This window comes from Sulfitobacter dubius (assembly GCF_027214245.1).
In the GTDB taxonomy this organism is placed as follows: Bacteria; Pseudomonadota; Alphaproteobacteria; order Rhodobacterales; family Rhodobacteraceae; genus Sulfitobacter; species Sulfitobacter dubius_A.
Genome location: NZ_JAPWHM010000003.1, coordinates 588,657 through 611,515, shown reverse-complemented (window position 1 = coordinate 611,515; position 22,859 = coordinate 588,657). Strand labels below are relative to the sequence as shown.

Sequence of the window (22,859 nt, the reverse complement as noted above, 5' to 3'; positions counted from 1 at the left end):
CCATTTCCTGCCGCCGCTTGGCACGCTAAAAGCGACAGGGCGCGCGCTCTGGCCGTCCTGTGGCATTGCCGTGCGTCCAAAAACCGCTGACTTGCCCCTCGCACCCTATGCCAATTCGCCCTATAACGCGGCAAACGCCTCTAGGGAGCTGCCCCATGTCCGGAGAACTATCACCTATCGACAAGGCCAAATTTGTGGCTGCGAAACGGGCGTGCGATTTTGTGGAAGATGGAATGCGTGTCGGGCTTGGCACAGGATCGACCGCCGCGTGGCTGGTGCGCTGTCTGGGCGAGATGGTGCGCGACGATGGGCTGCGTATCAAAGGCGTGCCGACCTCCTCGCGCACGGCGCAGCTGGCGCGGGATGTGGGGATCGAGGTGATCTCGCTCGACGAGGCGAAATGGCTCGACCTGACGATTGACGGGGCGGATGAATTCGACGGCGACCTGAACCTCATTAAAGGCGGTGGTGGTGCGCTGTTGCAAGAAAAGATCGTCGCCACGGCAAGCGACCAGATGGTGGTGATCGCCGATGTCGGCAAAGAGGTGCAGCATCTCGGCGGCTTCCCCCTGCCCATCGAAGTGATTCCCTTTGGCTGGCAAACCACGCAGGCGCTGGTCGAAGAAACGCTGATCTCGATGGATGTGCTTGGCCGCAACTCGACCCTGCGGATGAACGGCGAGGTGCCTTTCATCACCGACGAGGGGAACTATATCCTAGACCTGCGGCTGGGGCGCATCGGCAATGCGCGGCAACTAGCGCTGGTGCTGAACCAGATGCCCGGCGTGGTCGAAAACGGACTGTTCATAGATATTTGTGACGCGGTTGTGATCGGCTACGGGGATGGCAGGGTCGAGGTGCGCGACATAAATGAAGGCACCGTGGCGACCGACCGGCTGGAATTCGTCGAGACCGACAATCTGTTTTCCGACCTGAGCGACTGACGCACCAAGCGAACACGCGCGATCCCGCGCAGCACCAGAATATGCGCGATCCCGCGCAAGACCAAAAACGACTAAGAGAGGCGCCAAATGGCCAAGAATGAATTCGACTACGACCTGTTTGTCATCGGTGGCGGCTCGGGCGGTGTGCGCGCGGCGCGTGTCGCGGCGGGCGAGCATGACGCCAAGGTCGGACTGGCCGAGGAAGACCGCTATGGCGGCACCTGCGTAATCCGGGGCTGCGTGCCTAAGAAGCTGATGGTCTTCGCCTCGGGCTATGCCGATGTAGTGGATGAGGCGAAATGCTTTGGCTGGGATCTCAAGGCTGGGCCCTTCGATTGGCATGACTTCAAAGGCCGTCTGAACACAGAGCTGGACCGCCTCGAAGGTGTCTATCGCAAGCTTTTGAAGAACTCCGGCGTTGACACCTTCGACGCCCGTGCGCGGATCAAAGACGCCCATACCGTCGCCTTGTCCGACGGCACCGAGAAGACCGCGAAACACATCCTCATCGCCAGCGGCGGTCGCCCCGTGCGCCCCGAGATCGAGAATGCGGAACTGGGGCTGGTCTCTGACGATCTGTTCCATCTGGAAAAACTGCCCAAGTCGATCCTGATCATCGGCGGAGGTTATATCGCCTGTGAATTCGCCTGTATCCTCAACGGCTTGGGCGTCGAAGTGACGCAGTACTACCGCGGTGCGCAGATCCTGCGCGGCTTTGACGACGAAGCCCGCGGCATGGTGGCCGAGATGATGCAGGAAAAGGGGATCGACCTGCATCTTGGCACCAACATTCTGGAGATGACGCCCAGCCACGAAGACGGCAGCGGCCCAATGAAGGTCAAGCCGACCAACGGCACCGAAAAGATGTTCGACCAAGTGCTCTTTGCCACGGGCCGTCGCCCGAACAGCGACGACATGGGGCTGGAAGAACTGGGTGTAAAACTGGGCCGCAGCGGTGCGATCGAAGTGGATGAATACAGCCAGACCGCCGTGCCCTCGGTCTATGCTATCGGCGATGTAACCAACCGGATCAACCTTACGCCCGTGGCGATCCGCGAAGGCATGGCCTTTGTCGAAACGGTCTTTGGCGGCAACCCGACGCCGGTCGATCACGATCTGGTGCCCTCGGCGATCTTCACGCAGCCTGAAATGGGCACCGTAGGGCTGAGCGAGGAAGACGCACGCGACAAAGGGCCGATCGAGGTCTATGCGACTTCCTTCAAACCGATGCAGGGGGCCTTTGCGGGCAAGGCCGACCGGGTGCTGATGAAGCTCATCGTCTGTGCCGATACGCGGGTCGTGCTGGGCTGTCATATCGTCGCACCGAATGCGGGTGAATTGATCCAAATGGTCGGCATCGCGGTCAAGATGGGGGCCACGAAAGAGCAGTTTGACGCCACCTGCGCGGTACACCCGACCATGTCGGAAGAACTGGTTACCATGCGTAATCCAACCCGCACGGCTTGAATATCGCGCGAAAGCGTACAATTTTTGGAACGATAGGCCGCATGGGCGGCCGAGAGGGGAACATATCAATGGCAGGAAATTCGCAAGGCCCCTGGGGGGGCGGCGGAGGCGGCAACCGGGGCAACGGTGGAGACCGTGACACCGGTGGAGACCGCGGCAACGGGGGCCGCAAAGAAGGTCCACGCGGGCAGGGCGGTGACCGTCCGCAGATGCCCGAGATCGACGATCTGGTCCGCAAGGGCCAAGAGCAGCTGCGCGTCTTGATGGGCGGCCGTGGTGGCGATCGGGGCAATGGCACCGGCGGCGGTGGCCGCGGCTCTGGCGGGCCGGGCGTGCCCCGCTCGACCATTGGTATTGCCCTTTTGGCCGGAGTGGCGCTCTGGGGTTTTGCCAGTTTTTATACCGTGCGTCCCGAACAGCAGTCGATCGAACTGTTCTTGGGCGAATTTTCCGGCATTGGCACCGAGGGTCTGAACTTTGCCCCATGGCCGCTGGTCACGGCAGAGGTTTTTGACGTCACCACCAACCGCACCGAAGAGCTTGGCGTGCGGCGCGGCACGGGCGGCAACGAAGGCCTGATGCTGACCACCGATGAAAACATCGTCGACATCGACTTTCAGGTGGTCTGGAACATCAAGAACGCGCGCGATTTCAAATTCTCGCTGCGCGATCCCGAAGCCTCCGTGCGTGCGATTTCCGAATCCGCGATGCGCGAAGTTATCGCCCAATCCGAACTCGCGCCGATCCTCAACCGGGACCGTGGTGCCGTTGCAGATCGGGTGAAAGAGTTGATCCAAACCACGCTTGATAACCGCAAAACCGGCATCAACGTGCTGCGTGTTAACGTGAACAAGGTCGACCCGCCCAGCCAGACTGTGCAGGTCACCGATGCCAATGGCAACACGACCACACAGTCGGTCGTTGACGCTTTCCGCGACGTGCAGGCCGCCGAGCAGGAGCGTGACCGGGTAGAGCGTCAGGCCGATGCCTATGCCAACCGTCGCACGGCTGAGGCGCGCGGTGAATCCGCGCAGCTTTTGGAAGCCGCCGAAGGTTACCGCGCCCGTGTGGTGAACGACGCTGTGGGTGAAGCCAGCCGTTTTGAGGCCGTCTTGGAAGAATACCGCAACGCGCCTGATGTGACGCGCAAACGTCTGTATCTTGAGACCATGGAAAAGGTGCTGGGCGACGTGGATAAAATTATCCTCGAAAACGGCAGCGGCCTAGGCGGGCAGGGCGTCGTTCCCTATCTGCCACTCAATGAATTGCGGCGCGGCGGAGGGTCGAACTGATGCGGAAAACAAGTCTTATCATTCCCATCTTGGTGATCGCCATCGTGGGTGTCCTTTCGGCTGTCTTTGTCGTGGACGAGCGCGAAAAAGCGCTGGTGCTGCGTTTCGGCCAGATCAAACAGGTGCGCAACGAGCCGGGCATCGGCTTCAAAGTGCCCTTCTTGGATGAGGTCGTGCGTTACGAAGACCGCATTCTGTCGCTGGAAACCCCGGTGATCGAAGTCACCCCCGCCGATGACCGTCGTTTGGAAATCGACGCCTTCGTGCTCTACCGGATCGACGATATGGTCCAGTACCGGCAGGCTTTGGGTGCGGGCGGTGAACGTCAGGCCGAAAGCGAAATGGGCGGCATCATGGAAAGCCAAATTCGTGCCGTTTTGGGTTCGCAAGGCGTGACCTCCAACACGATCCTGTCGCCCGAGCGGTCGGACCTGATGGAGCAAATTCGTGTCCGCGCAGATGCCCGTGCACAGGCGCTTGGCCTCAAGGTCGTTGATGTACGTCTGCGTCAAACCAACCTGCCCGAGCAGAACTTTGATGCGACATTGCAGCGGATGATCGCCGAGCGGGAGCGTGAAGCCACCGATGAACGCGCCCGTGGCCGCGAGGCGGCGCAGCGTGTGATCGCCCTTGCTGACCGGACCTACGAAGAGATCCTGTCGGAGGCGCGTCGGGACGCACGGATCATCGAAGGTGAGGCGGACGCTCAGCGAAACAACATCTTCGCGCAGTCTTATGGTCAGGATCAGGAGTTCTTTGAATTCTACCGGTCGTTGACTGCCTATGAGCAGGCCCTGCGGGGCGAAAACTCGACCATGGTGATGTCGCCGGACAGCGAGTTCTTCAACTACCTGCGCTCGGACCGCAATCCTTCGACCACTGTCGATGCGAACGCACCGCCGCAGACAGCGCCCGAGGCACAGGTCGAGACGCCAGCCGAGGTACCACAAACCGATGCGCCGGCGGCGGAACCTGCGCCAGCGGACGATAGCGCTGCTGCCGATGACACGCAGGAGGAGGCCGCCCCTGCGGCCCCCGCCACGCCTGAACCTGTCGCGCCTGCACCTGTCGCGCCGGACGCGGAGGCCGACCAGCCAGCCGCGGTCAACGAATGAGCCTTGTTCTACTGGCTCTAGGGTCGGTTCTGATATTCGAGGGGCTGGTGTACGCACTGGCCCCTTCGTTTTTAGAGCAGATGCTGGAAATGTTCCACCGCATCCCTGAGGCGGCGCTGCGTCAACTCGGTGCACTGGTGGTGGTCGCCGGATTGATACTTGTCTGGCTAGCGTTTCAATTGGGCGTCTAAAGGCCGGATTAGGGGCGGAAGGACGTTCGGTTTCGCCGCGCATTCTGCCGAGGCACAGAGGCCCGAGCCGTAAATCATCAGCCGCGTGCCCGTTGAAATGCCCGTGATCGGCCCCATCTTTGCTGTTGCAGCGCGTCCTTTCGGAATGCACTCTGCCCACGTTGGCAACAACAGGAACAATCAGGAGACGATGAATGCAGGCCAAGGCGGTTTCCCTGTCCAAAACAGCACAACACACCCAATGGATACGAGCGATGGCAATGGGGGTGATGGCGCTGACCCTCTTGATCCTGCAAGCCAGCATGGCGCTGGCCAAACCTGAAAGCCTCGCCCCGCTTGCGGAAAAGATCAGCCCCTCGGTGGTGAATATCACCACCTCGACCACGGTTGAGGGCCGCACCGGGCCGCAGGGCATCGTTCCCGAGGGCTCGCCTTTCGAAGACTTTTTCCGCGAGTTTCAGGACCGCAACAACGATGGCGAGGGCAACCGGCCGCGCCGTTCCTCGGCGCTTGGCTCGGGCTTTGTGATTTCTGAAGATGGCTATGTTGTGACCAACAACCACGTCATCGAGAGCGCCGATGAGATTACGATCGAATTTTTCTCGGGCGAGGAACTGGTCGCCAAGGTGATCGGCACCGACCCCAAGACCGACATTGCACTGCTAAAGGTCGAAGCCAGCCAGCCGTTGCCCTTCGTCTCTTTCGGCGACAGCAATGCCGCGCGTGTAGGGGACTGGGTGATCGCCATGGGCAACCCGCTGGGGCAGGGCTTTTCGGTTTCTGCGGGCATCGTCTCGGCCCGCAACCGGGCACTCTCGGGCACCTATGACGACTACATTCAGACTGATGCTGCGATCAACCGGGGCAACTCGGGCGGACCGCTGTTCAACATGGATGGCGAGGTGATCGGCGTGAACACCGCGATCCTGTCGCCTAATGGGGGCTCCATCGGGATCGGCTTTTCGATGGCCTCGAATGTGGTCACCCGCGTAATCGACCAGTTGCAGGAATTCGGTGAGACCCGCCGAGGCTGGCTGGGTGTGCGCATTCAGGATGTGACCGATGATGTGGCTGACGCCATGGGCCTCAAGAAAGCCGTTGGGGCCTTGATCACCGACGTGCCGGAAGGCCCGGCGCGGGAAGCAGGGCTCAAGACAGGTGACGTGATCAAATCCTTCGATGGCGTCGAAGTCGTCGATACCCGCGGTCTGGTGCGTCAGGTGGGCAACAGCCCCGTGGGCGCGACGGTCCGCGTGACCGTGCTGCGCGATGGCAAGACACAGACCATCAAGGTTGTGCTGGGCCGCCGCGAAGAGGCCGATGGCGCTGTGCCTGCCGATATGGACGAAAACGCCGATGACGGCACCGAGGCAGAGCCGCAGTCGACCATGCTGATGGGCCTGACTCTGATGCCGTTGACCGACGATCTGCGCGCCGAACTGGGGGCCGATGACGATATGAACGGTCTTGCCGTGACGGATGTGGATCAAACGTCGGAGGCCTTTGAGAAGGGCCTGCGCATGGGGGACATCATCACCGAAGCGGGTCAGGAGCAGGTGACAAGCATCGCTGATCTGGAAGCGCGGATCACCGCAGCGAAAGAGGCTGGCCGCAAGTCTCTGCTGCTGCTGGTGCGCCGTGGTGGCGACCCACGATTTGTCGCGCTGTCGCTGACTGAGTGATCCGCTACCGTGGTTTGGAAAGGGCGCCTCCGGGCGCCCTTTTTCGTTGGGGGATCAGCCGCCTTGCCGGGGCACCGCGACAAGCCCAAGCGCGCGGGCGGTGGTGAGCGACAGCACCTCGCTGTTCGGCCCCTGTTTGGCCTGATAGCGCCGTACGGCGAGCCGTGTCGCCCTGTCCATCTCACCGGTGATCGGCCCGGCGTAAAACCCGCGTGCCTGCAGCGCCCGTTGCAGGGTGCTGTTGAACTCTGGCGTCAGCACATCCGGGCAGGGGGTCTCGAACCAGTTGTCGACCCGTGCGCGCACGATCTCTTGGCGGGTCTCTGTCTTGTAGACGGGCGGTTTGGCGATGCTGCCATCGGCGTTCATTTTGGCGGGGGTGACTTCGACCTGTTCGGTCACCGTCTCGATCACCGCAGGGCTGACCGTGCGGCCCCAGCAACTGCCCTCAGCCGCGCCTGCGGGGCCGTCGCGGGTGGCTTCCAGCACCCCCGGCTCAGGGCGCGGGGTGGCCGGTGCCGCTGTCTCACAGCCCGCGATACCGGCGACGAGCAGCAGCAAGGCCGCACGCTGCAAAGTGGATCGGAGGGGAGGGGGCTGTGTCATGCCGGAATCGCGGGGCTCGCCTGTTGTTTGCGGTGCAGACTAGCGGGATGCGCGGACCTTGCCCACCGTAATGTCACGCACTGCGTGACCTCACGAAAAGGGGGCTAGAACCGGCTGCCATAGCCCGCTAAACAAGGCCGAACTTTTAGGACGAAAGGGCATCATCATGGCCAAAATCACCTATGTCGAACATTCCGGCACCGAACATGTGGTCGAGGTGGCCAATGGTCTCACGGTCATGGAAGGCGCGCGGGACAATAACATTCCCGGCATCGAAGCCGACTGTGGCGGGGCCTGTGCTTGTTCCACCTGCCACGTCTATGTCGATCCGGCCTGGACAGATAAGTTGACGCCGATGGACGACATGGAAGAAGACATGCTCGACTTCGCGTTCGAGCCTGACCCTGCGCGGTCGCGTCTGACCTGCCAGATCAAAGTCACCGATGCGCTGGACGGTCTGCGCGTGCAGATGCCCGAAAAGCAAATCTGATGCGGGCGGTCGGCGCGGCACTGCTGGCGCTGATCGCAACCAGCGCCGTGGCGGAGACGATCACCGCCGCGCGCTATATCTCGCCCACAGGGCGCTACGCCCATGGCATTCTGGGCGACGCGCTGGAATGGGGCGGGCTACAGGTCTCTTTGGCAGACGGAAGCGCGCGACGCTTCAATCTGCCCCGTGACCATGTTTTCGAAGATATCGCCCCCCGGCTGGTCGATGTGACCGGCGATGGCGCGCCCGAAGTGCTGGTGATTGAGACCGACATGAACCGCGGTGCGGCGCTGGCAATCTACGGCCCCAAGGGCAAGATTGCTGAGACCCCGCATATCGGCCAAAGCAACCGCTGGCTTGCCCCCATAGGCGCCGCTGATCTCGACGGTGACGGCGCGGTTGAGATCGCCTATGTCGACCGCCCGCATCTGGCGCGGGTGCTGCGGGTCTGGCGTTTTGCGGATGGGGAGCTGAGTGAAGTGGCCCAAATGCCGGGGCTGACCAATCATCGAATCGGAGAGTCCTTCATCTCGGGCGGTCTGCGCGATTGCGGTGCGGGGCCTGAGATGGTGCTGGGGGATGCCGATTGGCAGCGCGTGGTCGGGGTAACCCTGAAGGACGGGCAGCTTGCACGGCGCAACATCGGCCCTTCCGCGGGGGCCGAGAGCTTTGCCAAGGCACTTGCCTGTGAGTGAGAGTGCTAGGTCGGCTTAAGCCGCCGCCTGTTAGCTCAGCGCGCGCCAGCCGATGTCACGGCGACAGAAACCTTCTGGCCAATCGATCCCGTCGACCATCGCATAGGCACGCTCCTGTGCCTCGGCCAGCGTGGCGCCCCGCGCGGTGACATTCAGCACGCGGCCGCCGTTGGCCAAGATTGCCCCGTCCTGTGCCACAGTGCCCGCGTGGAACACCATATTGGCGCTGTCTTCGGGCAGGTCTTTCAGCCCCTTGATCTCACTGCCCTTTTCATAGGCACCGGGATAGCCATTCGCCGCCATCACCACGGTCAGCGCGTGGTCTTCAGCCCAGTTGACCTGCATATCGGCCAGCGCGCCCTTGGCCGTCGCCTGCATCAGATCAAAAGCCTGTGCGCCGAGGCGCATCATCAAAACTTGGCATTCCGGGTCACCAAAGCGCACGTTATATTCCACCAAACGCGGCGCACCGTCTTTGATCATCAACCCGGCATAAAGCACGCCCTGATAGGGCATTCCGCGTTTTGCCATCTCGGCCATACAGGGGCGGATGATCTCATCCAGCGCGCGTTCGGCGATCTCGTCGCTCAGCACCGGCGCGGGGGAATAGGCGCCCATGCCGCCGGTGTTGGGGCCGCTGTCGCCTTCGCCGACGCGTTTGTGGTCTTGGGCCGTGCCGATGGGCAGCACCGTCTCCCCGTCGCAGAGCACGAAGAAGGACGCCTCTTCGCCTTCCATGAACTCTTCGATCACGACCTCGGCGCCCGCGTCGCCAAAGGCACCGTCGAACATCTCATCTACGGCGGCGAGGGCTTCGGCGTCAGTCATGGCGATGATGACACCTTTGCCCGCTGCCAGACCGTCGGCCTTGATGACAATCGGCGCGCCTTGCTTTTCGACATAGGCGCGGGCGCTGGCGGCATCGGTGAAATGGCCATAGGCCGCCGTGGGTGCCTTGCAGGCGTCGCAGATTTCCTTGGTAAAGGCTTTGGAAGCCTCCAGCGCCGCCGCCGCTTTGGAGGGGCCGAAAACGTCGAAACCCGCCGCACGCAGATCGTCACCCACGCCTGCCGCCAAGGGCGCTTCGGGGCCGATGATGACGAAGTCGATGTTGTTCCCCTCGCAAAAGGCCACCACTGCTGCGCCATCCATGATGTCGAGCTTGGCGCATTGCGCAATGGCCGCGATGCCCGCATTGCCCGGTGCCACGATCAGCTTATCGCATTTGGGGTTCTGCATGACCGCCCAAGCAAGTGAATGTTCGCGGCCACCGCTGCCGAGGATCAGGATATTCATGCCGCGCACTCCCTTGGACTTCGTTGCTCCGCGTTCTAAGCTGGGGTGCCCACAGACACAAGGTGCCCAGATGGATCTGTTCGACGACCCCGCCCCCGGTGCAAACAGCCCCGAATTTACCGTCACCGAGCTTTCTGGTGCGATCAAGCGGGTGATTGAGGGTGAGTTTGCCCATGTCCGAATTCGGGGTGAAGTGGGGCGCGTCAGCCGACCGCGTTCGGGGCATGTTTATCTTGATCTAAAGGACGACCGTTCGGTGATCTCAGGCGTGATCTGGAAAGGGGTGACCGCGCGGCTTGAAACCCAGCCCGAAGAGGGGATGGAGGTCGTCGCCACCGGGCGCATCACTACCTTCGGCGGACAGTCGAAGTACCAGATCGTCATTGAGGATATCAAACCGGCGGGCATGGGCGCGCTGATGGCGCTGTTGGAGAAACGCAAGGCGGCGCTGGCGGCGGAGGGGCTCTTCGCGCCCGAACGCAAACGCCCGCTGCCCTACCTGCCTGAGATCATCGGCGTGGTGACCTCGCCCTCGGGGGCCGTGATCCGTGACATTCTGCACCGGCTGCGGGATCGTTTTCCGCGCAAGGTGCTGGTCTGGCCGGTTGCCGTACAGGGCGCTAAATGCGCGCCCGAAGTGGTGCGCGCCATTGAAGGGTTCAACCGGCTGACCCCCGGTGGCGCATTGCCCCGGCCCGAGCTGATCATCGTGGCCCGTGGCGGTGGATCGGTCGAGGACCTTTGGGGCTTTAACGAGGAAAGCGTCGCGCGTGCGGCGGCAGCCTCGGACATCCCGCTGATCTCTGCCGTAGGGCATGAAACCGACACGACGCTGATCGACTTTGTCTCAGACAAACGCGCGCCGACGCCGACCGCTGCGGCGGAATTGGCGGTGCCCGTGCGGCATGAACTGGCAGCATGGCTCGAAGGGCAGGGCGCAAGGATGCGTCAGGCGCTAAGCCAAGGGCTGACCCGCCGTGGCCAGCGGATGCGGGATCTGGCGCGGGCTTTGCCGCGTGCCGACACGCTGTTGGAGGGGCCGCGCCAACGTCTTGACCGCGGAGGTGAAAAACTCGCCCCCGCGCTGATCGCGGGTGTCCAAGGCCGCCGCGTGAAGCTGGCCGATATGTCCGGCGCGCTGCGTCCCGGCACCCTGCGCCGCCAGTTGGAGGCTGATCGCCAGCGGCTGGCGCAGTTGTCGGCACGGCTCAGCCCGGCGTGGCAACGCAATTTGGCCGGGCAGCGCGAGCGGCTGGCCGCGCGGATTGACCGGTTCCACCCCGAGGTGCTGCAACGCCAAATCCTGCGTCGTCGTGAACGGCTGCTCGACCGCACGCAAACCTTCCGTCCGGAGGTGCTGCTCCGCGACCTTTCTCGCCAAGACCAGCGGCTAAAGGAAATGCTCGCCCGGCTGGCGCGCGCAGGCCGCGCGGATCAAGACCGCCGTCGCCGCGAGATCGACGCGATGGGCCGGACGCTCGGCACGCTCGGTTACCGCGAAACGCTGGCCCGTGGTTTCGCCGTGGTGCGGGGCGACGGTGATGTGGTGACCAGTGCGGAGGCCGCCCAGAACGCGGCACATCTGGAAATCGAATTTGCGGATGGTCGGTTGGCGGTCAAAGGCGAAAGCTAAGGCCGCTCAGACCCCGACTTCGGGCCCGAGACAGAGCAGAGGATCATTCAGTTCTTTTGCCTCGTAAAGTTCTGTCTGGGTCGGGTCATTCTCGAACCGAGCGACCAGCCCGGATGTGCTTTCGGTAAAGCTCCAGCATTGCGGGGTGGGGTCATCCTCGTAGACGAAACAGATCAACCCCTCAGCCTCATACCAACGTCCCTCCTTGCAGCGGCCATCAAGAAAGGACCACTGCACGCGCCGATCCTTGTGATAGATCTCCGCCCCATAGGGCGCGCCGGACTGGCCGTAGTAAAGCGTTTTGCCCTGCGTATAGGCCTCGAACTCCGTCGCCGACATCTCGGCCAAGGCGGGCAGGGGCAGGAGGGCGCAGATTAGGGTGAGGGCATGTCTCATCCCAACAGCCTGCCAGAAGCCTGCGCCCCGCGCCAGTGGGATCAGCCGCTGCGCCACCGCGCCACACGGCGGTCCATCACCCGACGCCAGAGCGGTGGTACAAGGGCGATCACCGCCATGATGGGCAGGGAATAGGGCAGTTTCGGCATCTCTTCGGTCACTTCCAACGCCGGAAAGGCGCGGGCGGGGCGCATGTGGTGGTCCGAATGGCGCGGCGCGTTCAGCATCATGGCCGCGGAATACCATTTCGGGGCGTTCCAGCTGTGTTGCGGGCCGATCGGCTCGAACCGGCCATCGGGGCGTTGCTGCCGCCGCAGGCCATAATGCTGCACATAGTCCGACAGCAGCAGTTGCATCTGCGCATAGGCGGCAAGGCCAAGATAGGCCAACAGCCCGGTAATGCCGCCCAAAAGCAGCGCGGTGAGCAGGGCTACTGCGGCACCGCCGAGGTAGATCGCATAGGGGTGAAGCCCCTTCGCCCCCGTTTTGCGCGCCCGCTGCGCGTTGTCGGCCTGCCACCCGGCGCGAAACTCCCCCCAGCTTGCGTTTAGCAGAAACCGCCAGAACCCCATGCCCTTGGGCGCAGAGTTGGGATCAGCCGGGGTGGCTGCGGCGGGATGATGCACCCGCAGATGGGCCGAGACGTGATGCCCGTGCAGCAACGAGATATAGACCGCCGTGCCGATCCGCAGGGGCAGGCGGCGGGATGCGTGGATCAACTCATGCGCGTTGGAATTGCTGATCTGACCCAGAAACAGGCCGAGGGCGGCAAAGATCAGAACGCGGTCCAGCCCCTCAAGATGCGGCGCGCCGCCAATCGCCCAGACCCCGAGCGGGAGCAGCATGAAATGCACGGCAGCCAACAGCAGCGTCAGCCCCCGACCGGACCTATCGGAAAGGCTCAGCGCGCGGCCCAATCGGTCCATAAAGGCGACATGAACCGTGATCGACAAAAGCGCCAGCACGGGCCAAACCCCGCCCCAGAGGGCGGCGGCGGCGATAAGCACCGCCGGTGTCAGACTTGCGATCACATACCACAGCATGCGTTTTCCCCTGCGACCCCGCGCCGATCGGCTCGGCCCCCTCATTCTGCCCGCCGCACGGCCTGCGCACAACGCAAACACCCGCGCGATTGTCGCTTTTTGATCGCCGGGCTGCGTCTTGATTTGCTACGACTGCTGAAAGCAAGGCGGGGGGAAGCGACATGGCGCTGGATGATCACGGTAAAGCGGCGGGGCAGGAACCGCAAAAGGGCGTCTGGAAATCCGGCAAGGGCAAGGGGCGGCATCACCCCAAGGGGCGGCAGGTGCAGGATGCGGCTTGGGAGGAAGTTCGCGCGCTGTTGGGCGACCGCCCGCGCGCCCGCGACCTGCTGATCGAGTTTCTGCATTTGATCCAAGACCGCTTTGGCCACCTCTCTGCCGCGCATCTGCGTGCCTTGGCCGAAGAGATGCGCCTGTCGATGGCCGAGGTTTATGAGGTCGCAAGTTTCTACGCGCATTTCGACGTGGTGAAAGAGGGCGAGACCCCACCGCCCGCGCTGACCATCCGTGTCTGCGATTCGCTGTCTTGCGAACTGGCCGGGGCGCAGGCATTGAAATCGGCGCTGGAAGAGGGGCTGGACCCCGCAGAGGTCCGCGTGCTGCGCGCGCCCTGCATGGGGCGCTGCGACACCGCGCCGGTGCTGGAATTGGGACACAATCATATCGACCATGCGACGCCGGAAAAGGTTGAGGCGGCGATCAAGGGGCAGGAAACACACGCCCGGCTGCCGGAGTATGAGGATTACCAAGCTTACGCGAATTCAGGTGGTTACGAGGCGATGTTGAACCTGCGTGCTGGCGGCGATTGGGAAGCGGTGCAAGAACAACTGCTAGAGGCCGGGCTGCGCGGGCTCGGCGGGGCGGGGTTCCCCTCGGGCAAGAAATGGGGCTTTGTGCGCGCAAATCCGGGGCCGCGCTATCTGGCGGTCAATGGAGACGAAGGCGAACCGGGCACGTTCAAGGACCGCTGGTATCTTGAGCGCACGCCACATCTTTTCCTTGAGGGTATGTTGATCGCGGCATGGGCGGTCGAGGCGGAAAAAGTCTTCCTCTACATGCGCGACGAATACCCAGCGGTGCTGGAAATTCTGCGGCGCGAGATTGCAGCGCTGGAGAATGCTGGCGTGATTACCCCTGGCTATGTCGATCTGCGCCGTGGCGCGGGCGCTTACATCTGCGGCGAAGAAAGCGCGATGATCGAAAGCATCGAAGGCAAGCGCGGCCTGCCGCGCCACCGCCCGCCCTATGTGGCACAGGTCGGTGTCTTTGGCCGTCCGACATTGGTGCATAACGTGGAAACCCTGCATTGGATCGCCCGCATCTGCCGCGAAGGGCCACAGGTGCTGAACGCGACCGAAAAGAATGGCCGCAAGGGGCTGCGCAGCTACTCGGTCTCTGGGCGGGTGGCGCAGCCGGGAATGTATGTGCTGCCTGCAGGGTCGACCATCACCGATATCATCGCGGCGGCAGGCGGCATGGCCGAGGGGCATGTTTTCAAGGCTTACCAACCGGGCGGGCCGTCTTCTGGCCTGCTGCCCGCCTCGATGGATGACGTGCCGCTCGATTTCGACACGCTGCAACCGCATGGGTCTTTTATTGGCTCGGCGGCGGTTGTTGTCCTCTCGGAACATGACAGTGCCCGCGCGGCCGCGCTCAATATGCTGCGGTTTTTCGAGGACGAAAGCTGTGGCCAATGCACGCCTTGTCGGGTGGGCTGCGAAAAGGCGGTCAAGCTGATGCAAGAGGACTGCTGGGATCAAGGGTTGTTGGAGGAGTTGTCGACCGCCATGGTCGATGCCTCGATCTGTGGGTTGGGGCAGGCGGCGCCGAACCCGATCCGGCTGGTAATGAAGCATTTTCCTGACGAAATCTAACCGCGGCACCTCCCGGTAGCCTTGATCTGCCCTAGGCGCCCTTCCATCTGCGCGGGCAAGCCTATAGATCAAGACGAAACTGCATGGGAGACGCCGATGGCCTTCTTCACGAAGCTCAAGGACCGCTTGTTCAAATCCTCGTCCAAGATCGACGAGGGGCTAGAGGCGATTGTCAGCGATGGCGGCGAAACGGAGGCCGAAGCGGCCCCCGTGGATGCGGTGATGGACCAGCCCGGCGCGGCGTCGGATGTGATGCCCGATGGGCAGGACGACAGCGGCCCGATGTTGGCGGCTGAGCAGGAGGAGGAAACCCCCGAACCCGCGCCGATGCCAGAACCAACGCCCGCGCCAATGCCAGAACCGACGCCCGTCACCATTCCCGAGCCCACCCCTCAGCCTGCGCCAGCGGTACCACCTGAGCCCGCAGATCCGGAGCCCGCGCCCGAGCCGGAACAGGTGCCGCCAGCGGTCGATCCCGAACCCGCGCCAGCCCCCGATGAAGTGCCGCCCGCCGTGGATCTGCGCCAAGCCATGACCCCGGTCGCCCCTGCGCTCGACGAAGCAGGGGCCGCTCCTGCGAAGCCAGGCCTTCTGGGCCGTTTGATGGGCCGCAGCACGGCGCAGCCTGTGGTGCGCCGCGCGCTGGACGATGAGATGCTCGAACAGCTCGAAGAACTGCTGATCAGTGCTGACATGGGCGTTGACACCGCGCTACGGGTCACCGCCAATATGGCCGAAGGGCGCTTTGGCAAGAAACTCTCGGTGGCGGAGATCAAACAACTGCTCGCCAGCGAAGTCAGCCGCATCATGGAGCCTGTGGCGCGGCCCTTGCCGATCTATTCCAAGACCCCGCAGGTGGTGCTGGTGGTCGGCGTGAACGGCTCTGGCAAGACGACAACCATCGGCAAACTGGCGTCACAATTCCGCGCGGCGGGCAAGAAGGTCGTGATCGCCGCAGGCGACACCTTCCGCGCCGCTGCGGTGGAGCAATTGCAGGTCTGGGGCGATCGTGCGGGCGTGCCGGTCTTGACCGCAGCCCATGGCAGCGATCCGGCCAGCCTTGCATTCGACGCCATGGGTCGCGCGCAAGAGGAAGGCGCCGACCTGCTGCTGATCGACACCGCAGGCCGGTTGCAAAACCGGGGCGACCTGATGGAGGAGCTGGCCAAGATCGTGCGGGTCATCCGCAAGAAGGACGAGACCGCGCCGCATAACACCCTTCTAGTGCTTGATGCCACGACCGGGCAAAACGCGCTGAACCAAGTGAAGGTTTTTCAAGAGATTTCAGACGTCAGCGGTCTGGTGATGACCAAGCTCGACGGCACCGCAAAGGGGGGCGTTCTGGTGGCGCTGGCGGATCGTTTCGGTCTGCCGATCCATGCCGTGGGCGTGGGGGAGCAGATCGATGATCTGTCGCCCTTCGACCCGGATGAATTTGCCGCTGCTTTGGTGGGCACGGATGGCTAGCGCACTCTTGGCCGCTGCGGTCGGCGGCCCGGTTCAATCATGGGTGCCAAGCAGTTTTTCGATCTGGCGCAACACGGTGAGCACGGCAACGACGATCCCCGCCGTGAGGCAGGCCAGCAGGATTTGCCCCGCGCCGCAGGACAGACCAATGGCCCCAGCCAACCACATCGACGCGCCGGTGGTGATGTTGCGCACTTCGCCGTTGGAGGTGAAAATGATCCCCGCGGCGAGGAAGGCCACGCCCGCCGTGACCGCTTCGATCAAACGCAGCGGATCAAAGCGCATCTGGTCGCCCTCTCCGAACTCCAGACTGCCCAGCTCTTGCCCGATGATGATGAACAGGCAGGCGGCGATGGCCACCATGATATGGGTGCGCAGCCCCGCGGGCTTGTCCCGCCGCTCGCGCTCAAACCCCACAACACCCGCCAGAAACGCGGCCATCAGCAGCCGCGCCGCGGCAACCGTGACGGGCACTTTGGAAAAGCTGTTGGTCAGATCGGCGAGCAGGCTTTCAAACATGGAATTTCCGTTGATGATAAAGGCTTTGAGGAATAAACCTTTCGCCGCTGTGGTGGTTCCGCGATGACCGAATGGATCCTGTCGATCGAAGGCACGCCCGCGGGGCATACTGCGGCGCTCTGGTTGGCGCTTTCGGCGGCCTTTTTGCATGCCGTCTTTGGCGCGCTGCAAAAGGGGCGGCATGATCCGTGGCTCACGCGCGGGGCGATTGATGTCTCCTATGGTGTGATGGCCGCGCCCTTTGCGCTGTTCGTCGTGCCATGGCCCGAGCCGCATATGTGGCTGATTTTCCTCGGCGCTTTCGTGATCCATGTGATCTACAAGCTGTTGCAAGCCTGGGCCTATACCAAGGGCGCTTATACGGTGGTCTACCCGGTGGTGCGCGGCACGGGGCCGCTTTTTGCCGTGGTGGGGGCCTATCTGATCTTTGGCGAGCGGTTCAACGCGGTGCAATGGCTGGGTGTAGCGGTGCTCTTGAGCGGTATCTTCGGCCTTGCCCTCTATAACCTGCGCAATCTGGTCGCCGCGCGAGATACGCTGCACGCGGCGCTCGGGCTGGCGGTACTGACGGGCTTGTTCGTGGCGCTTTACACCACATATGACGCATACGGCATCCGAGCCACGGCGGATCCTTTCACCTTCCTTGCATGGTTTTTCATGATCGATGGGTTGGTGATGCCGGTGATTGCATGGCGGCGCTGGCACCGGATGGAGAACCCACCCGAGGTCGCACCGCTGATGCTGCGCGGCGTGATCGGCGGGTTCATCGCATTCGCGAGCTTTGGGTCGGTCATGTTGGCCACGCGGCTCGATAAGGTGGGCGAGGCGGCGGTGCTGCGCGAGACATCGACCGTCTTTGCCGCGCTGATCGGGGTGCTGGTGCTGAAAGAAACCGTCGGCCCGCGCCGCATCGCGCTGATGGCGTTGATCGCGGCCGGGGCGGTGATTGTTGAAATGGGCGGCTGAAGGAACAGGCATGTCAGAACCAAGAGAGATCAACCCAATGCTGCGTGCAGGCTTGGAATACGGGCCGGTGCTGGCCTTCCTCGTCGCCTATCTGTGGCTCAAGGATAACACCTATACCTTTGGCGGGACCGAATACGACGGCTTTATCGTCGTCACCGCGATGTTCGTGCCGCTGCTGGTGCTGTCGACCGGCGCGCTCTGGGCGCTGACGGGCAAGCTCAGCCGGATGCAGGTCGCCACCGTGGTGCTGGTGGTGATTTTCGGCGGGCTGTCGGTCTGGCTGAACGACGACCGGTTCTTCAAGATGAAGCCGACGTTGATCTATGTGCTCTTTGGCGGCCTTTTGGCCGTGGGCCTGCTGCGCGGGCAGTCCTACCTGAAATACGTCATGGAAGAGATGATGCCGCTGCGCGATGAGGGCTGGATGCTGCTGACCAAGCGGCTGATGTTCTTCTTCTTTGGTCTGGCGTTGGCGAATGAGCTGATCTGGCGGTTCTTTTCGACCGACACTTGGGTCTATTTCAAAACCTTCGGCCTGACGGCAGCGATTTTCGTTTTCTTCATGGCGCAGGGCAAGTTGTTCGAAGCCTATGGCGAGAAGAAAGACCAAGGCTGATCCGCTCAAATTTAACCAATGCCCCGCGCGAAACTGTTGACCTGCAGCGTCGCGCGGCGTAATCCACCCCGCGTGGCGATTTGTTACCGGATTGTGGGCCACGTTAAACATGCCGCTAAAAGGTCAGGATGAAAGACCCCCTTTCGCTTGGCCGCGTCTGGGGTTTTTTTATGCCCGCAAGGTCGGGCCGGAAGGATGAGATACATGAGCAACGACCGTCACGCGCGCACTCAAGCGATCCACGCAGGCACCCGCCGCAGCCAATATGGCGAGGTGAGCGAGGCGATCTACCTCACCCAAGGGTTCGTCTATGACAGTGCCGAACAGGCCGAAGCCCGGTTTGAGGAAACTGGCCCGGATGAGTTCATCTATGCCCGCTATGGCAACCCGACGGTCGCGATGTTCGAAGACCGCATCGCCACCTTGGAAGGGGCCGAAGATGCCTTTGCCACGGCCAGCGGCATGGCGGCGGTGTCGGGTGCGCTGATCTCGATGCTGAAGGCGGGCGATCATGTGGTGTCGGCCCGGGCGCTTTTCGGCTCCTGTATATATGTGCTCGAAGAAATCCTTGGCCGCTACGGGGTGGAGGTCACTTTCGTCGACGGCAGCGATCTAGGCGCGTGGGAGGCCGCGATCCGCGAGGACACCCGCGCGGTGTTCTTTGAATCCGTCGCCAACCCCACGCTTGAGGTGATCGACATCGAAGCCGTCGCCAAACTGGCCCATGCCAAGGGCGCGCTGGTGGTGGTCGATAACGTGTTTGCCACGCCGGTGTTCTCCCGCGCGATCTCGCAGGGGGCGGATGTGGTGGTCTATTCGGCGACCAAACATATCGATGGGCAGGGCCGCGCGCTTGGCGGTGTGGTGCTGGGCAGGCGCGATTTCATCCGCGGCACGCTTGAGCATTACATGAAACACACCGGCGGCTCGATGAGCCCTTTTACAGCGTGGATCATGCTCAAGGGGTTGGAAACCATCGACCTGCGGGTACGGGCGCAGGCGGCCAGCGCGCAGGAATTGGCCGAGGCGCTTGAAGGCCACGCGGCACTGGCGCGGGTGATTTACCCCGGCCTATCCGCCCATCCGCAAAACGCGCTGGCGATGCAGCAGATGGGGGCAGGGGGCACCGTGCTGTCCATTGACCTCAACGGCGGCAAGGCGGCGGCCTTCGCCTTCCTGAATGCGCTAAAGGTGGGGGTGATCTCTAACAACCTTGGCGATGCGAAGACCATCGTGACCCACCCGGCCACCACGACGCACCAGCGTTTGCCGCAGGAAACCAAAGACCTTTTGGGCATCACGCCGGGGCTGGTTCGCATCAGCGTGGGGCTGGAATATACTGGCGATCTCAAGGCTGATCTGCTGCAAGCGCTGGCGGCGGCGACGCAAGCCTGACCTGATGTGTCGCGGGCGCGGTGGCATTTTTTCCCCGCGCATCATACATTGAGGATGACAGACCGGAGGGCCGCGCAATGAATATCGTGACTGAGATGTCCGAAACACCGGATCGAAGCGCGGCGGAGACTGCGCTCGCCACTCTGCGCGCTTGGGCGGAAACGGCCACCCCGGCAGAGATTGCAGCCCTCGACCCGGCGATGGCGCGGATGCTCGCGCCCGCGGACTACCCGGTGCTGAGCCGTGCCTACCCCGAGGACTTCACCGCCGGTGCCAACTACCGCGCCAGCCTGCCGGATTTGCAAAACGGTCCCTCCAGCCTGATCCGCGGCGCGCAGCAGTTGATCCAGCATGTCGGCATCTCGAATTTTCGCCTGCCGATCCGTTACCGCAGCCGTGAGGGCGGGGATATGCGGCTGGAAACATCTGTGACCGGTTCGGTGTCGCTTGATGCGGAGAAGAAGGGCATCAACATGTCCCGCATCATGCGCAGCTTTTACCGCCATGCAGAGGCGACCTTTAGCTTTGAGGTGATCGAAGCGGCGCTGGATGATTATAAGACCGATCTCGAAAGCTTGGACGCGCGGATCCAGATGCGGTTCTCTTTCCCGATGAAGACTGCCAGTCTCCGCTCGGGGCTGACGGGCTATCAGTATTACGACATCGCACTGGAACTGGTTGAGCAGGACGGAGAGCGCAAAAAGATCGTGCATCTTGATTACGTCTATTCCAGCACCTGCCCCTGTTCGCTGGAACTCAGTGAACACGCTCGGGAAACGCGCGGGCAATTGGCCACGCCGCATTCGCAGCGTTCCGTGGCGCGCATTTCGGTCGAGACGCAGGACGAGGGCGATTGCCTGTGGTTCGAAGACCTCATCGAAATTTGCCGCCGCGCCGTGCCGACCGAGACGCAGGTCATGGTCAAACGCGAAGACGAACAGGCTTTCGCCGAACTCAACGCCGCCAATCCGATCTTTGTTGAGGATGCCGCGCGGCTGTTTTGTGAACAGCTTTTGGCCGATGGACGGGTGGGGGATTTCCGCATTGTCGCCAGCCATCAAGAAAGCCTGCACAGCCACGATGCGATCAGCGTGCTGACCCAAGGCGAGACCTTCGCGGCGCAAAGCATCGACCCCAAGCTTTTCAACACGCTCTTTCACGTCGGCTGATCCGGCGCGACGCGGTAATCGCGCATGGGTTGTCCGCAGCCCGCGCCGCGCCCCTTTGCGGGGCATTTCGCGTGCATTAGGACGAAAATGGCGAATGTCGCCTCGTCAGCCCTGCAAGTCCCGACCAGCGGCTATGCGAAAACGTCGGTTCTGCTGCGGCGCAGCATTGCCTATCTAACGGTCATCGAAATACTGGAAATTGCAAAGGCAATCAGATGACCTACCAGAGCACTGCTCATCCCGCCCATTCCGTCTCACCTCTCGAAGGGCTACGGCGCGCCGGCGCCGGTCTGCGTCGCTTTTTTGCGGGGATCGGTCATGGCATCATGATGGGCTCCACCGCCCACCGCCGTTTTGAACAGGTCCAAATCCTGCAAGCGAAAAGCGACGAAGAACTGTCCGCCATGGGCATCAAGCGTGATGACATCGTTCACCACGTTTTCAAAGACCTCTACTACATCTAAGACGACACGGACCGGGGCCAAATCGCGCCCCGGTCCCGTCTCGGCTTGACAGCGACGAGCGGCCAAGCCAACGCTGCGCCCATGTTGGATATACGACCTGTCGGATATGTCGTGGGCCTTTTGGTGGCCGTGCTTGGCCTTGCCATGATCATCCCGATCTTGGTCGATCTGGCCGAGGGCCGGGGTCAATGGTGGGTCTTCGTCGAAAGTGCGCTGATCACCACGCTGGGCGGCGGTATGATCGCCCTTGCCAGCGCCAACGGGGTCCGCGAAGGGCTCACCATCCAACAGACATTTATGCTCACCACCGGCGTCTGGCTGATGCTGCCGTTGTTCGGGGCCTTGCCCTTCGTTCTGGGCGCGACCGATGCCAGCGTCACCGACGCGATGTTCGAGGCGATGTCGGGGCTGACGACCACCGGGGCCACGGTGCTGACCGGATTGGAAGAGCTGCCCAAGGGGCTTCTAATCTGGCGCGGTATTCTGCAGTGGCTGGGCGGCATCGGTATCGTCGTGGTCGCCATGGTGTTCCTGCCCGAGTTGCGGGTCGGTGGTATGCAGATCTTCAAATCCGAATCTTTTGACACCTTTGGTAAAATCCTGCCCCGCGCGGGGCAAATCGCGACGCAGATTTCCGTGATCTACCTCTGGCTGACGCTGGCTTGTATGCTGAGCTATCTCGCCCTCGGGATGAGCACCTTCGACGCGACGGTTCACGCGCTGACCACGGTGTCGACCGGGGGGTTCTCCAACTACGATGCCTCGTTCAGCACCTTCTCTGGCCCCGCCGAATATGTCGCGGCGATCTTCATGATCCTCGCGGCCTTGCCTTTCGTGCGCTACGTGCAGCTTATCAACGGCAACCCCGTGGCCCTGCACCGCGACCCGCAGGTGCGCGGCTTTTTCATGACCTTGACCTTTCTGGTGGTGATTGTCTTTTTCGTCCTGCGCAGCGGCACGACCTACGAGTCCGAGCGGATCTTGCGGGAAGCGATCTTTAACATCACCTCCATCATCTCGGGCACCGGCTATGCGTCGGCGGATTATATGAAATGGGGCAGCTTCGCCGTGGCGCTGTTCTTTTTCATCGGCCTGATCGGCGGCTGCGCGGGCTCGACCACCTGTTCGATCAAGATCTTTCGCTATCAATTGCTCTTTGCCTCGATCCGCGCGCAGTTGCGGCGGATCCGCTCGCCCCATGGTGTCTTTACCCCGCGCTACGATGGCCGCCCGGTGGGGGCGGACGTGCTGAGCTCGGTGATGTCCTTCTTCATGTTCTTCGTCGTATCGCTCGGCCTGATCTCGGTCGCGCTAAGCCTGACGGGGTTGGATTTCGTCACCTCCGTTTCAGGCGCGGCGGCGGCGCTGGCAAACATCGGCCCGGGGTTGGGAGAGATCATCGGCCCGGCGGGGAACTTCAGCAGCCTCAACGACACGGCGAAGTGGATTTTGATCATCGCCATGTGGATCGGGCGGCTGGAATTGCTGGCGGTCTATGTCATGTTCACCGCGAAATTCTGGCGCGCTTGAAACGCGAAA

23 protein-coding genes and 1 riboswitch are annotated in these 22,859 nt (G+C 62.6%); of the genes, 18 read left to right on the top strand and 5 right to left on the bottom strand.

Annotated elements, in window-relative coordinates; genetic code table 11:
- Positions 1-155: 155 nt before the first annotated feature.
- The 6 genes from rpiA to O4H31_RS10000 all read left to right on the top strand — a co-directional run bounded on the left by rpiA (position 156) and on the right by O4H31_RS10000 (position 6,691).
- On the top strand, positions 156-944 hold the full coding sequence (gene rpiA / locus O4H31_RS10025; RefSeq protein WP_093926686.1) for a ribose-5-phosphate isomerase RpiA: 789 nt from the start codon (positions 156-158) through the stop codon (positions 942-944).
- A gap of 87 nt (positions 945-1,031) precedes the next feature.
- Positions 1,032-2,411 carry a glutathione-disulfide reductase gene (gorA, locus tag O4H31_RS10020; RefSeq protein ID WP_269345318.1) on the top strand — a complete coding sequence of 460 codons (1,380 nt, stop codon included), beginning with the start codon at positions 1,032-1,034 and terminating at the stop codon, positions 2,409-2,411.
- A 68-nt stretch (positions 2,412-2,479) separates the two neighbouring features.
- Positions 2,480-3,703, top strand: coding sequence for an FtsH protease activity modulator HflK (hflK, locus tag O4H31_RS10015; RefSeq protein WP_269345317.1), 1,224 nt, complete (start codon positions 2,480-2,482; stop codon positions 3,701-3,703).
- Positions 3,703-4,818, top strand: coding sequence for a protease modulator HflC (gene hflC, locus O4H31_RS10010; protein WP_269345315.1), 1,116 nt, complete (start codon positions 3,703-3,705; stop codon positions 4,816-4,818). Before hflK ends, hflC begins: the two co-directional genes overlap by 1 nt.
- Complete coding sequence (locus O4H31_RS10005; RefSeq protein ID WP_269345313.1) at positions 4,815-5,009, top strand: DUF2065 domain-containing protein; 195 nt, start codon at positions 4,815-4,817, stop codon at positions 5,007-5,009. The genes hflC and O4H31_RS10005 overlap by 4 nt, the downstream gene beginning before the upstream one ends.
- A 194-nt stretch (positions 5,010-5,203) precedes the next feature.
- On the top strand, positions 5,204-6,691 hold the full coding sequence (locus O4H31_RS10000; RefSeq protein WP_269345311.1) for a DegQ family serine endoprotease: 1,488 nt from the start codon (positions 5,204-5,206) through the stop codon (positions 6,689-6,691).
- 54 nt (positions 6,692-6,745) lie between these two features.
- Here the strand turns inward: O4H31_RS10000 and O4H31_RS09995 are convergent, their stop codons facing one another.
- Positions 6,746-7,297, bottom strand: coding sequence for a peptidoglycan-binding domain-containing protein (locus tag O4H31_RS09995; protein ID WP_269345309.1), 552 nt, complete (start codon positions 7,295-7,297; stop codon positions 6,746-6,748).
- 166 nt (positions 7,298-7,463) lie between these two features.
- Between O4H31_RS09995 and O4H31_RS09990 the strand changes: the two genes are divergently transcribed.
- Entirely contained in the window at positions 7,464-7,787 is a 324-nt protein-coding gene (locus O4H31_RS09990) for a 2Fe-2S iron-sulfur cluster-binding protein (RefSeq protein ID WP_269345307.1), read from the top strand.
- Entirely contained in the window at positions 7,787-8,482 is a 696-nt protein-coding gene (locus tag O4H31_RS09985) for an FG-GAP repeat domain-containing protein (protein WP_269345305.1), read from the top strand. Before O4H31_RS09990 ends, O4H31_RS09985 begins: the two co-directional genes overlap by 1 nt.
- Positions 8,483-8,512: 30 nt before the next feature.
- Here O4H31_RS09985 and purD read toward each other — a convergent pair whose 3' ends face one another.
- The gene (gene purD / locus O4H31_RS09980; protein ID WP_269345303.1) at positions 8,513-9,778 is read right to left on the bottom strand and encodes a phosphoribosylamine--glycine ligase; all 1,266 of its coding nucleotides are present in this window, start codon (positions 9,776-9,778) and stop codon (positions 8,513-8,515) included.
- Between the two features lie 70 nt (positions 9,779-9,848).
- Between purD and xseA the strand changes: the two genes are divergently transcribed.
- Positions 9,849-11,411: an exodeoxyribonuclease VII large subunit gene (xseA, locus tag O4H31_RS09975; RefSeq protein ID WP_269345301.1), complete on the top strand. Its 1,563-nt coding sequence runs from the start codon at positions 9,849-9,851 to the stop codon at positions 11,409-11,411.
- Between the two features lie 6 nt (positions 11,412-11,417).
- Here the strand turns inward: xseA and O4H31_RS09970 are convergent, their stop codons facing one another.
- Both O4H31_RS09970 and O4H31_RS09965 read right to left on the bottom strand, forming a co-directional pair.
- Positions 11,418-11,807: a hypothetical protein gene (locus O4H31_RS09970; RefSeq protein ID WP_269345299.1), complete on the bottom strand. Its 390-nt coding sequence runs from the start codon at positions 11,805-11,807 to the stop codon at positions 11,418-11,420.
- Positions 11,808-11,848: 41 nt separating this feature from the next.
- Positions 11,849-12,850, bottom strand: coding sequence for an alkane 1-monooxygenase (locus O4H31_RS09965; RefSeq protein WP_269345297.1), 1,002 nt, complete (start codon positions 12,848-12,850; stop codon positions 11,849-11,851).
- Positions 12,851-13,011: 161 nt separating this feature from the next.
- Between O4H31_RS09965 and O4H31_RS09960 the strand changes: the two genes are divergently transcribed.
- Together O4H31_RS09960 and ftsY are read left to right on the top strand one after the other, a co-directional pair.
- Positions 13,012-14,724: an NAD(P)H-dependent oxidoreductase subunit E gene (locus O4H31_RS09960; protein WP_269345295.1), complete on the top strand. Its 1,713-nt coding sequence runs from the start codon at positions 13,012-13,014 to the stop codon at positions 14,722-14,724.
- Positions 14,725-14,820: 96 nt separating this feature from the next.
- Positions 14,821-16,191, top strand: coding sequence for a signal recognition particle-docking protein FtsY (ftsY, locus tag O4H31_RS09955; protein ID WP_269345293.1), 1,371 nt, complete (start codon positions 14,821-14,823; stop codon positions 16,189-16,191).
- A gap of 33 nt (positions 16,192-16,224) precedes the next feature.
- Here the strand turns inward: ftsY and O4H31_RS09950 are convergent, their stop codons facing one another.
- Positions 16,225-16,710, bottom strand: coding sequence for an MgtC/SapB family protein (locus O4H31_RS09950; RefSeq protein WP_259984687.1), 486 nt, complete (start codon positions 16,708-16,710; stop codon positions 16,225-16,227).
- Between the two features lie 63 nt (positions 16,711-16,773).
- Here O4H31_RS09950 and O4H31_RS09945 point away from each other — a divergent pair, with 63 nt between their 5' ends.
- The 7 genes from O4H31_RS09945 to O4H31_RS09915 all read left to right on the top strand — a co-directional run bounded on the left by O4H31_RS09945 (position 16,774) and on the right by O4H31_RS09915 (position 22,850).
- On the top strand, positions 16,774-17,676 hold the full coding sequence (locus O4H31_RS09945) for a DMT family transporter (RefSeq protein WP_243262657.1): 903 nt from the start codon (positions 16,774-16,776) through the stop codon (positions 17,674-17,676).
- Between the two features lie 10 nt (positions 17,677-17,686).
- A complete protein-coding gene (locus O4H31_RS09940; RefSeq protein WP_269345286.1) occupies positions 17,687-18,292 on the top strand; it encodes an inner membrane-spanning protein YciB in 606 nt (201 codons plus the stop codon).
- Between the two features lie 62 nt (positions 18,293-18,354).
- A riboswitch (SAM riboswitch) is annotated at positions 18,355-18,431 on the top strand.
- Positions 18,432-18,496: 65 nt separating this feature from the next.
- Entirely contained in the window at positions 18,497-19,687 is a 1,191-nt protein-coding gene (gene metZ, locus O4H31_RS09935; protein WP_269345284.1) for an O-succinylhomoserine sulfhydrylase, read from the top strand.
- A gap of 77 nt (positions 19,688-19,764) precedes the next feature.
- Complete coding sequence (gene folE2, locus O4H31_RS09930) at positions 19,765-20,856, top strand: GTP cyclohydrolase FolE2 (RefSeq protein WP_269345282.1); 1,092 nt, start codon at positions 19,765-19,767, stop codon at positions 20,854-20,856.
- 87 nt (positions 20,857-20,943) lie between these two features.
- A complete protein-coding gene (locus tag O4H31_RS09925; protein ID WP_269345280.1) occupies positions 20,944-21,075 on the top strand; it encodes a hypothetical protein in 132 nt (43 codons plus the stop codon).
- Complete coding sequence (locus O4H31_RS09920) at positions 21,072-21,320, top strand: hypothetical protein (RefSeq protein WP_269345278.1); 249 nt, start codon at positions 21,072-21,074, stop codon at positions 21,318-21,320. Before O4H31_RS09925 ends, O4H31_RS09920 begins: the two co-directional genes overlap by 4 nt.
- Positions 21,321-21,401: 81 nt before the next feature.
- The gene (locus tag O4H31_RS09915; protein ID WP_269345276.1) at positions 21,402-22,850 is read left to right on the top strand and encodes a TrkH family potassium uptake protein; all 1,449 of its coding nucleotides are present in this window, start codon (positions 21,402-21,404) and stop codon (positions 22,848-22,850) included.
- Positions 22,851-22,859: the final 9 nt, after the last annotated feature.

What these genes read in the sequence shown, in the direction of transcription:
- xseA (WP_269345301.1), top strand. Translation starts at nt 9,849, where the DNA reads ATGGATCTGTTCGACGACCCCGCCCCCGGTGCAAACAGCCCCGAATTT.
- ftsY (WP_269345293.1), top strand. Translation starts at nt 14,821, where the DNA reads ATGGCCTTCTTCACGAAGCTCAAGGACCGCTTGTTCAAATCCTCGTCC.
- O4H31_RS09920 (WP_269345278.1), top strand. Translation starts at nt 21,072, where the DNA reads ATGACCTACCAGAGCACTGCTCATCCCGCCCATTCCGTCTCACCTCTC.
- O4H31_RS09945 (WP_243262657.1), top strand. Translation starts at nt 16,774, where the DNA reads ATGACCGAATGGATCCTGTCGATCGAAGGCACGCCCGCGGGGCATACT.
- hflK (WP_269345317.1), top strand. Translation starts at nt 2,480, where the DNA reads ATGGCAGGAAATTCGCAAGGCCCCTGGGGGGGCGGCGGAGGCGGCAAC.
- O4H31_RS09990 (WP_269345307.1), top strand. Translation starts at nt 7,464, where the DNA reads ATGGCCAAAATCACCTATGTCGAACATTCCGGCACCGAACATGTGGTC.
- gorA (WP_269345318.1), top strand. Translation starts at nt 1,032, where the DNA reads ATGGCCAAGAATGAATTCGACTACGACCTGTTTGTCATCGGTGGCGGC.
- metZ (WP_269345284.1), top strand. Translation starts at nt 18,497, where the DNA reads ATGAGCAACGACCGTCACGCGCGCACTCAAGCGATCCACGCAGGCACC.
- rpiA (WP_093926686.1), top strand. Translation starts at nt 156, where the DNA reads ATGTCCGGAGAACTATCACCTATCGACAAGGCCAAATTTGTGGCTGCG.
- O4H31_RS09960 (WP_269345295.1), top strand. Translation starts at nt 13,012, where the DNA reads ATGGCGCTGGATGATCACGGTAAAGCGGCGGGGCAGGAACCGCAAAAG.
- O4H31_RS09970 (WP_269345299.1), bottom strand. Translation starts at nt 11,807, where the DNA reads ATGAGACATGCCCTCACCCTAATCTGCGCCCTCCTGCCCCTGCCCGCC.
- O4H31_RS10005 (WP_269345313.1), top strand. Translation starts at nt 4,815, where the DNA reads ATGAGCCTTGTTCTACTGGCTCTAGGGTCGGTTCTGATATTCGAGGGG.
- O4H31_RS09985 (WP_269345305.1), top strand. Translation starts at nt 7,787, where the DNA reads ATGCGGGCGGTCGGCGCGGCACTGCTGGCGCTGATCGCAACCAGCGCC.
- hflC (WP_269345315.1), top strand. Translation starts at nt 3,703, where the DNA reads ATGCGGAAAACAAGTCTTATCATTCCCATCTTGGTGATCGCCATCGTG.
- O4H31_RS09965 (WP_269345297.1), bottom strand. Translation starts at nt 12,850, where the DNA reads ATGCTGTGGTATGTGATCGCAAGTCTGACACCGGCGGTGCTTATCGCC.
- O4H31_RS09925 (WP_269345280.1), top strand. Translation starts at nt 20,944, where the DNA reads ATGGCGAATGTCGCCTCGTCAGCCCTGCAAGTCCCGACCAGCGGCTAT.
- O4H31_RS10000 (WP_269345311.1), top strand. Translation starts at nt 5,204, where the DNA reads ATGCAGGCCAAGGCGGTTTCCCTGTCCAAAACAGCACAACACACCCAA.
- O4H31_RS09950 (WP_259984687.1), bottom strand. Translation starts at nt 16,710, where the DNA reads ATGTTTGAAAGCCTGCTCGCCGATCTGACCAACAGCTTTTCCAAAGTG.
- O4H31_RS09995 (WP_269345309.1), bottom strand. Translation starts at nt 7,297, where the DNA reads ATGACACAGCCCCCTCCCCTCCGATCCACTTTGCAGCGTGCGGCCTTG.
- folE2 (WP_269345282.1), top strand. Translation starts at nt 19,765, where the DNA reads ATGAATATCGTGACTGAGATGTCCGAAACACCGGATCGAAGCGCGGCG.
- purD (WP_269345303.1), bottom strand. Translation starts at nt 9,778, where the DNA reads ATGAATATCCTGATCCTCGGCAGCGGTGGCCGCGAACATTCACTTGCT.
- O4H31_RS09940 (WP_269345286.1), top strand. Translation starts at nt 17,687, where the DNA reads ATGTCAGAACCAAGAGAGATCAACCCAATGCTGCGTGCAGGCTTGGAA.
- O4H31_RS09915 (WP_269345276.1), top strand. Translation starts at nt 21,402, where the DNA reads ATGTTGGATATACGACCTGTCGGATATGTCGTGGGCCTTTTGGTGGCC.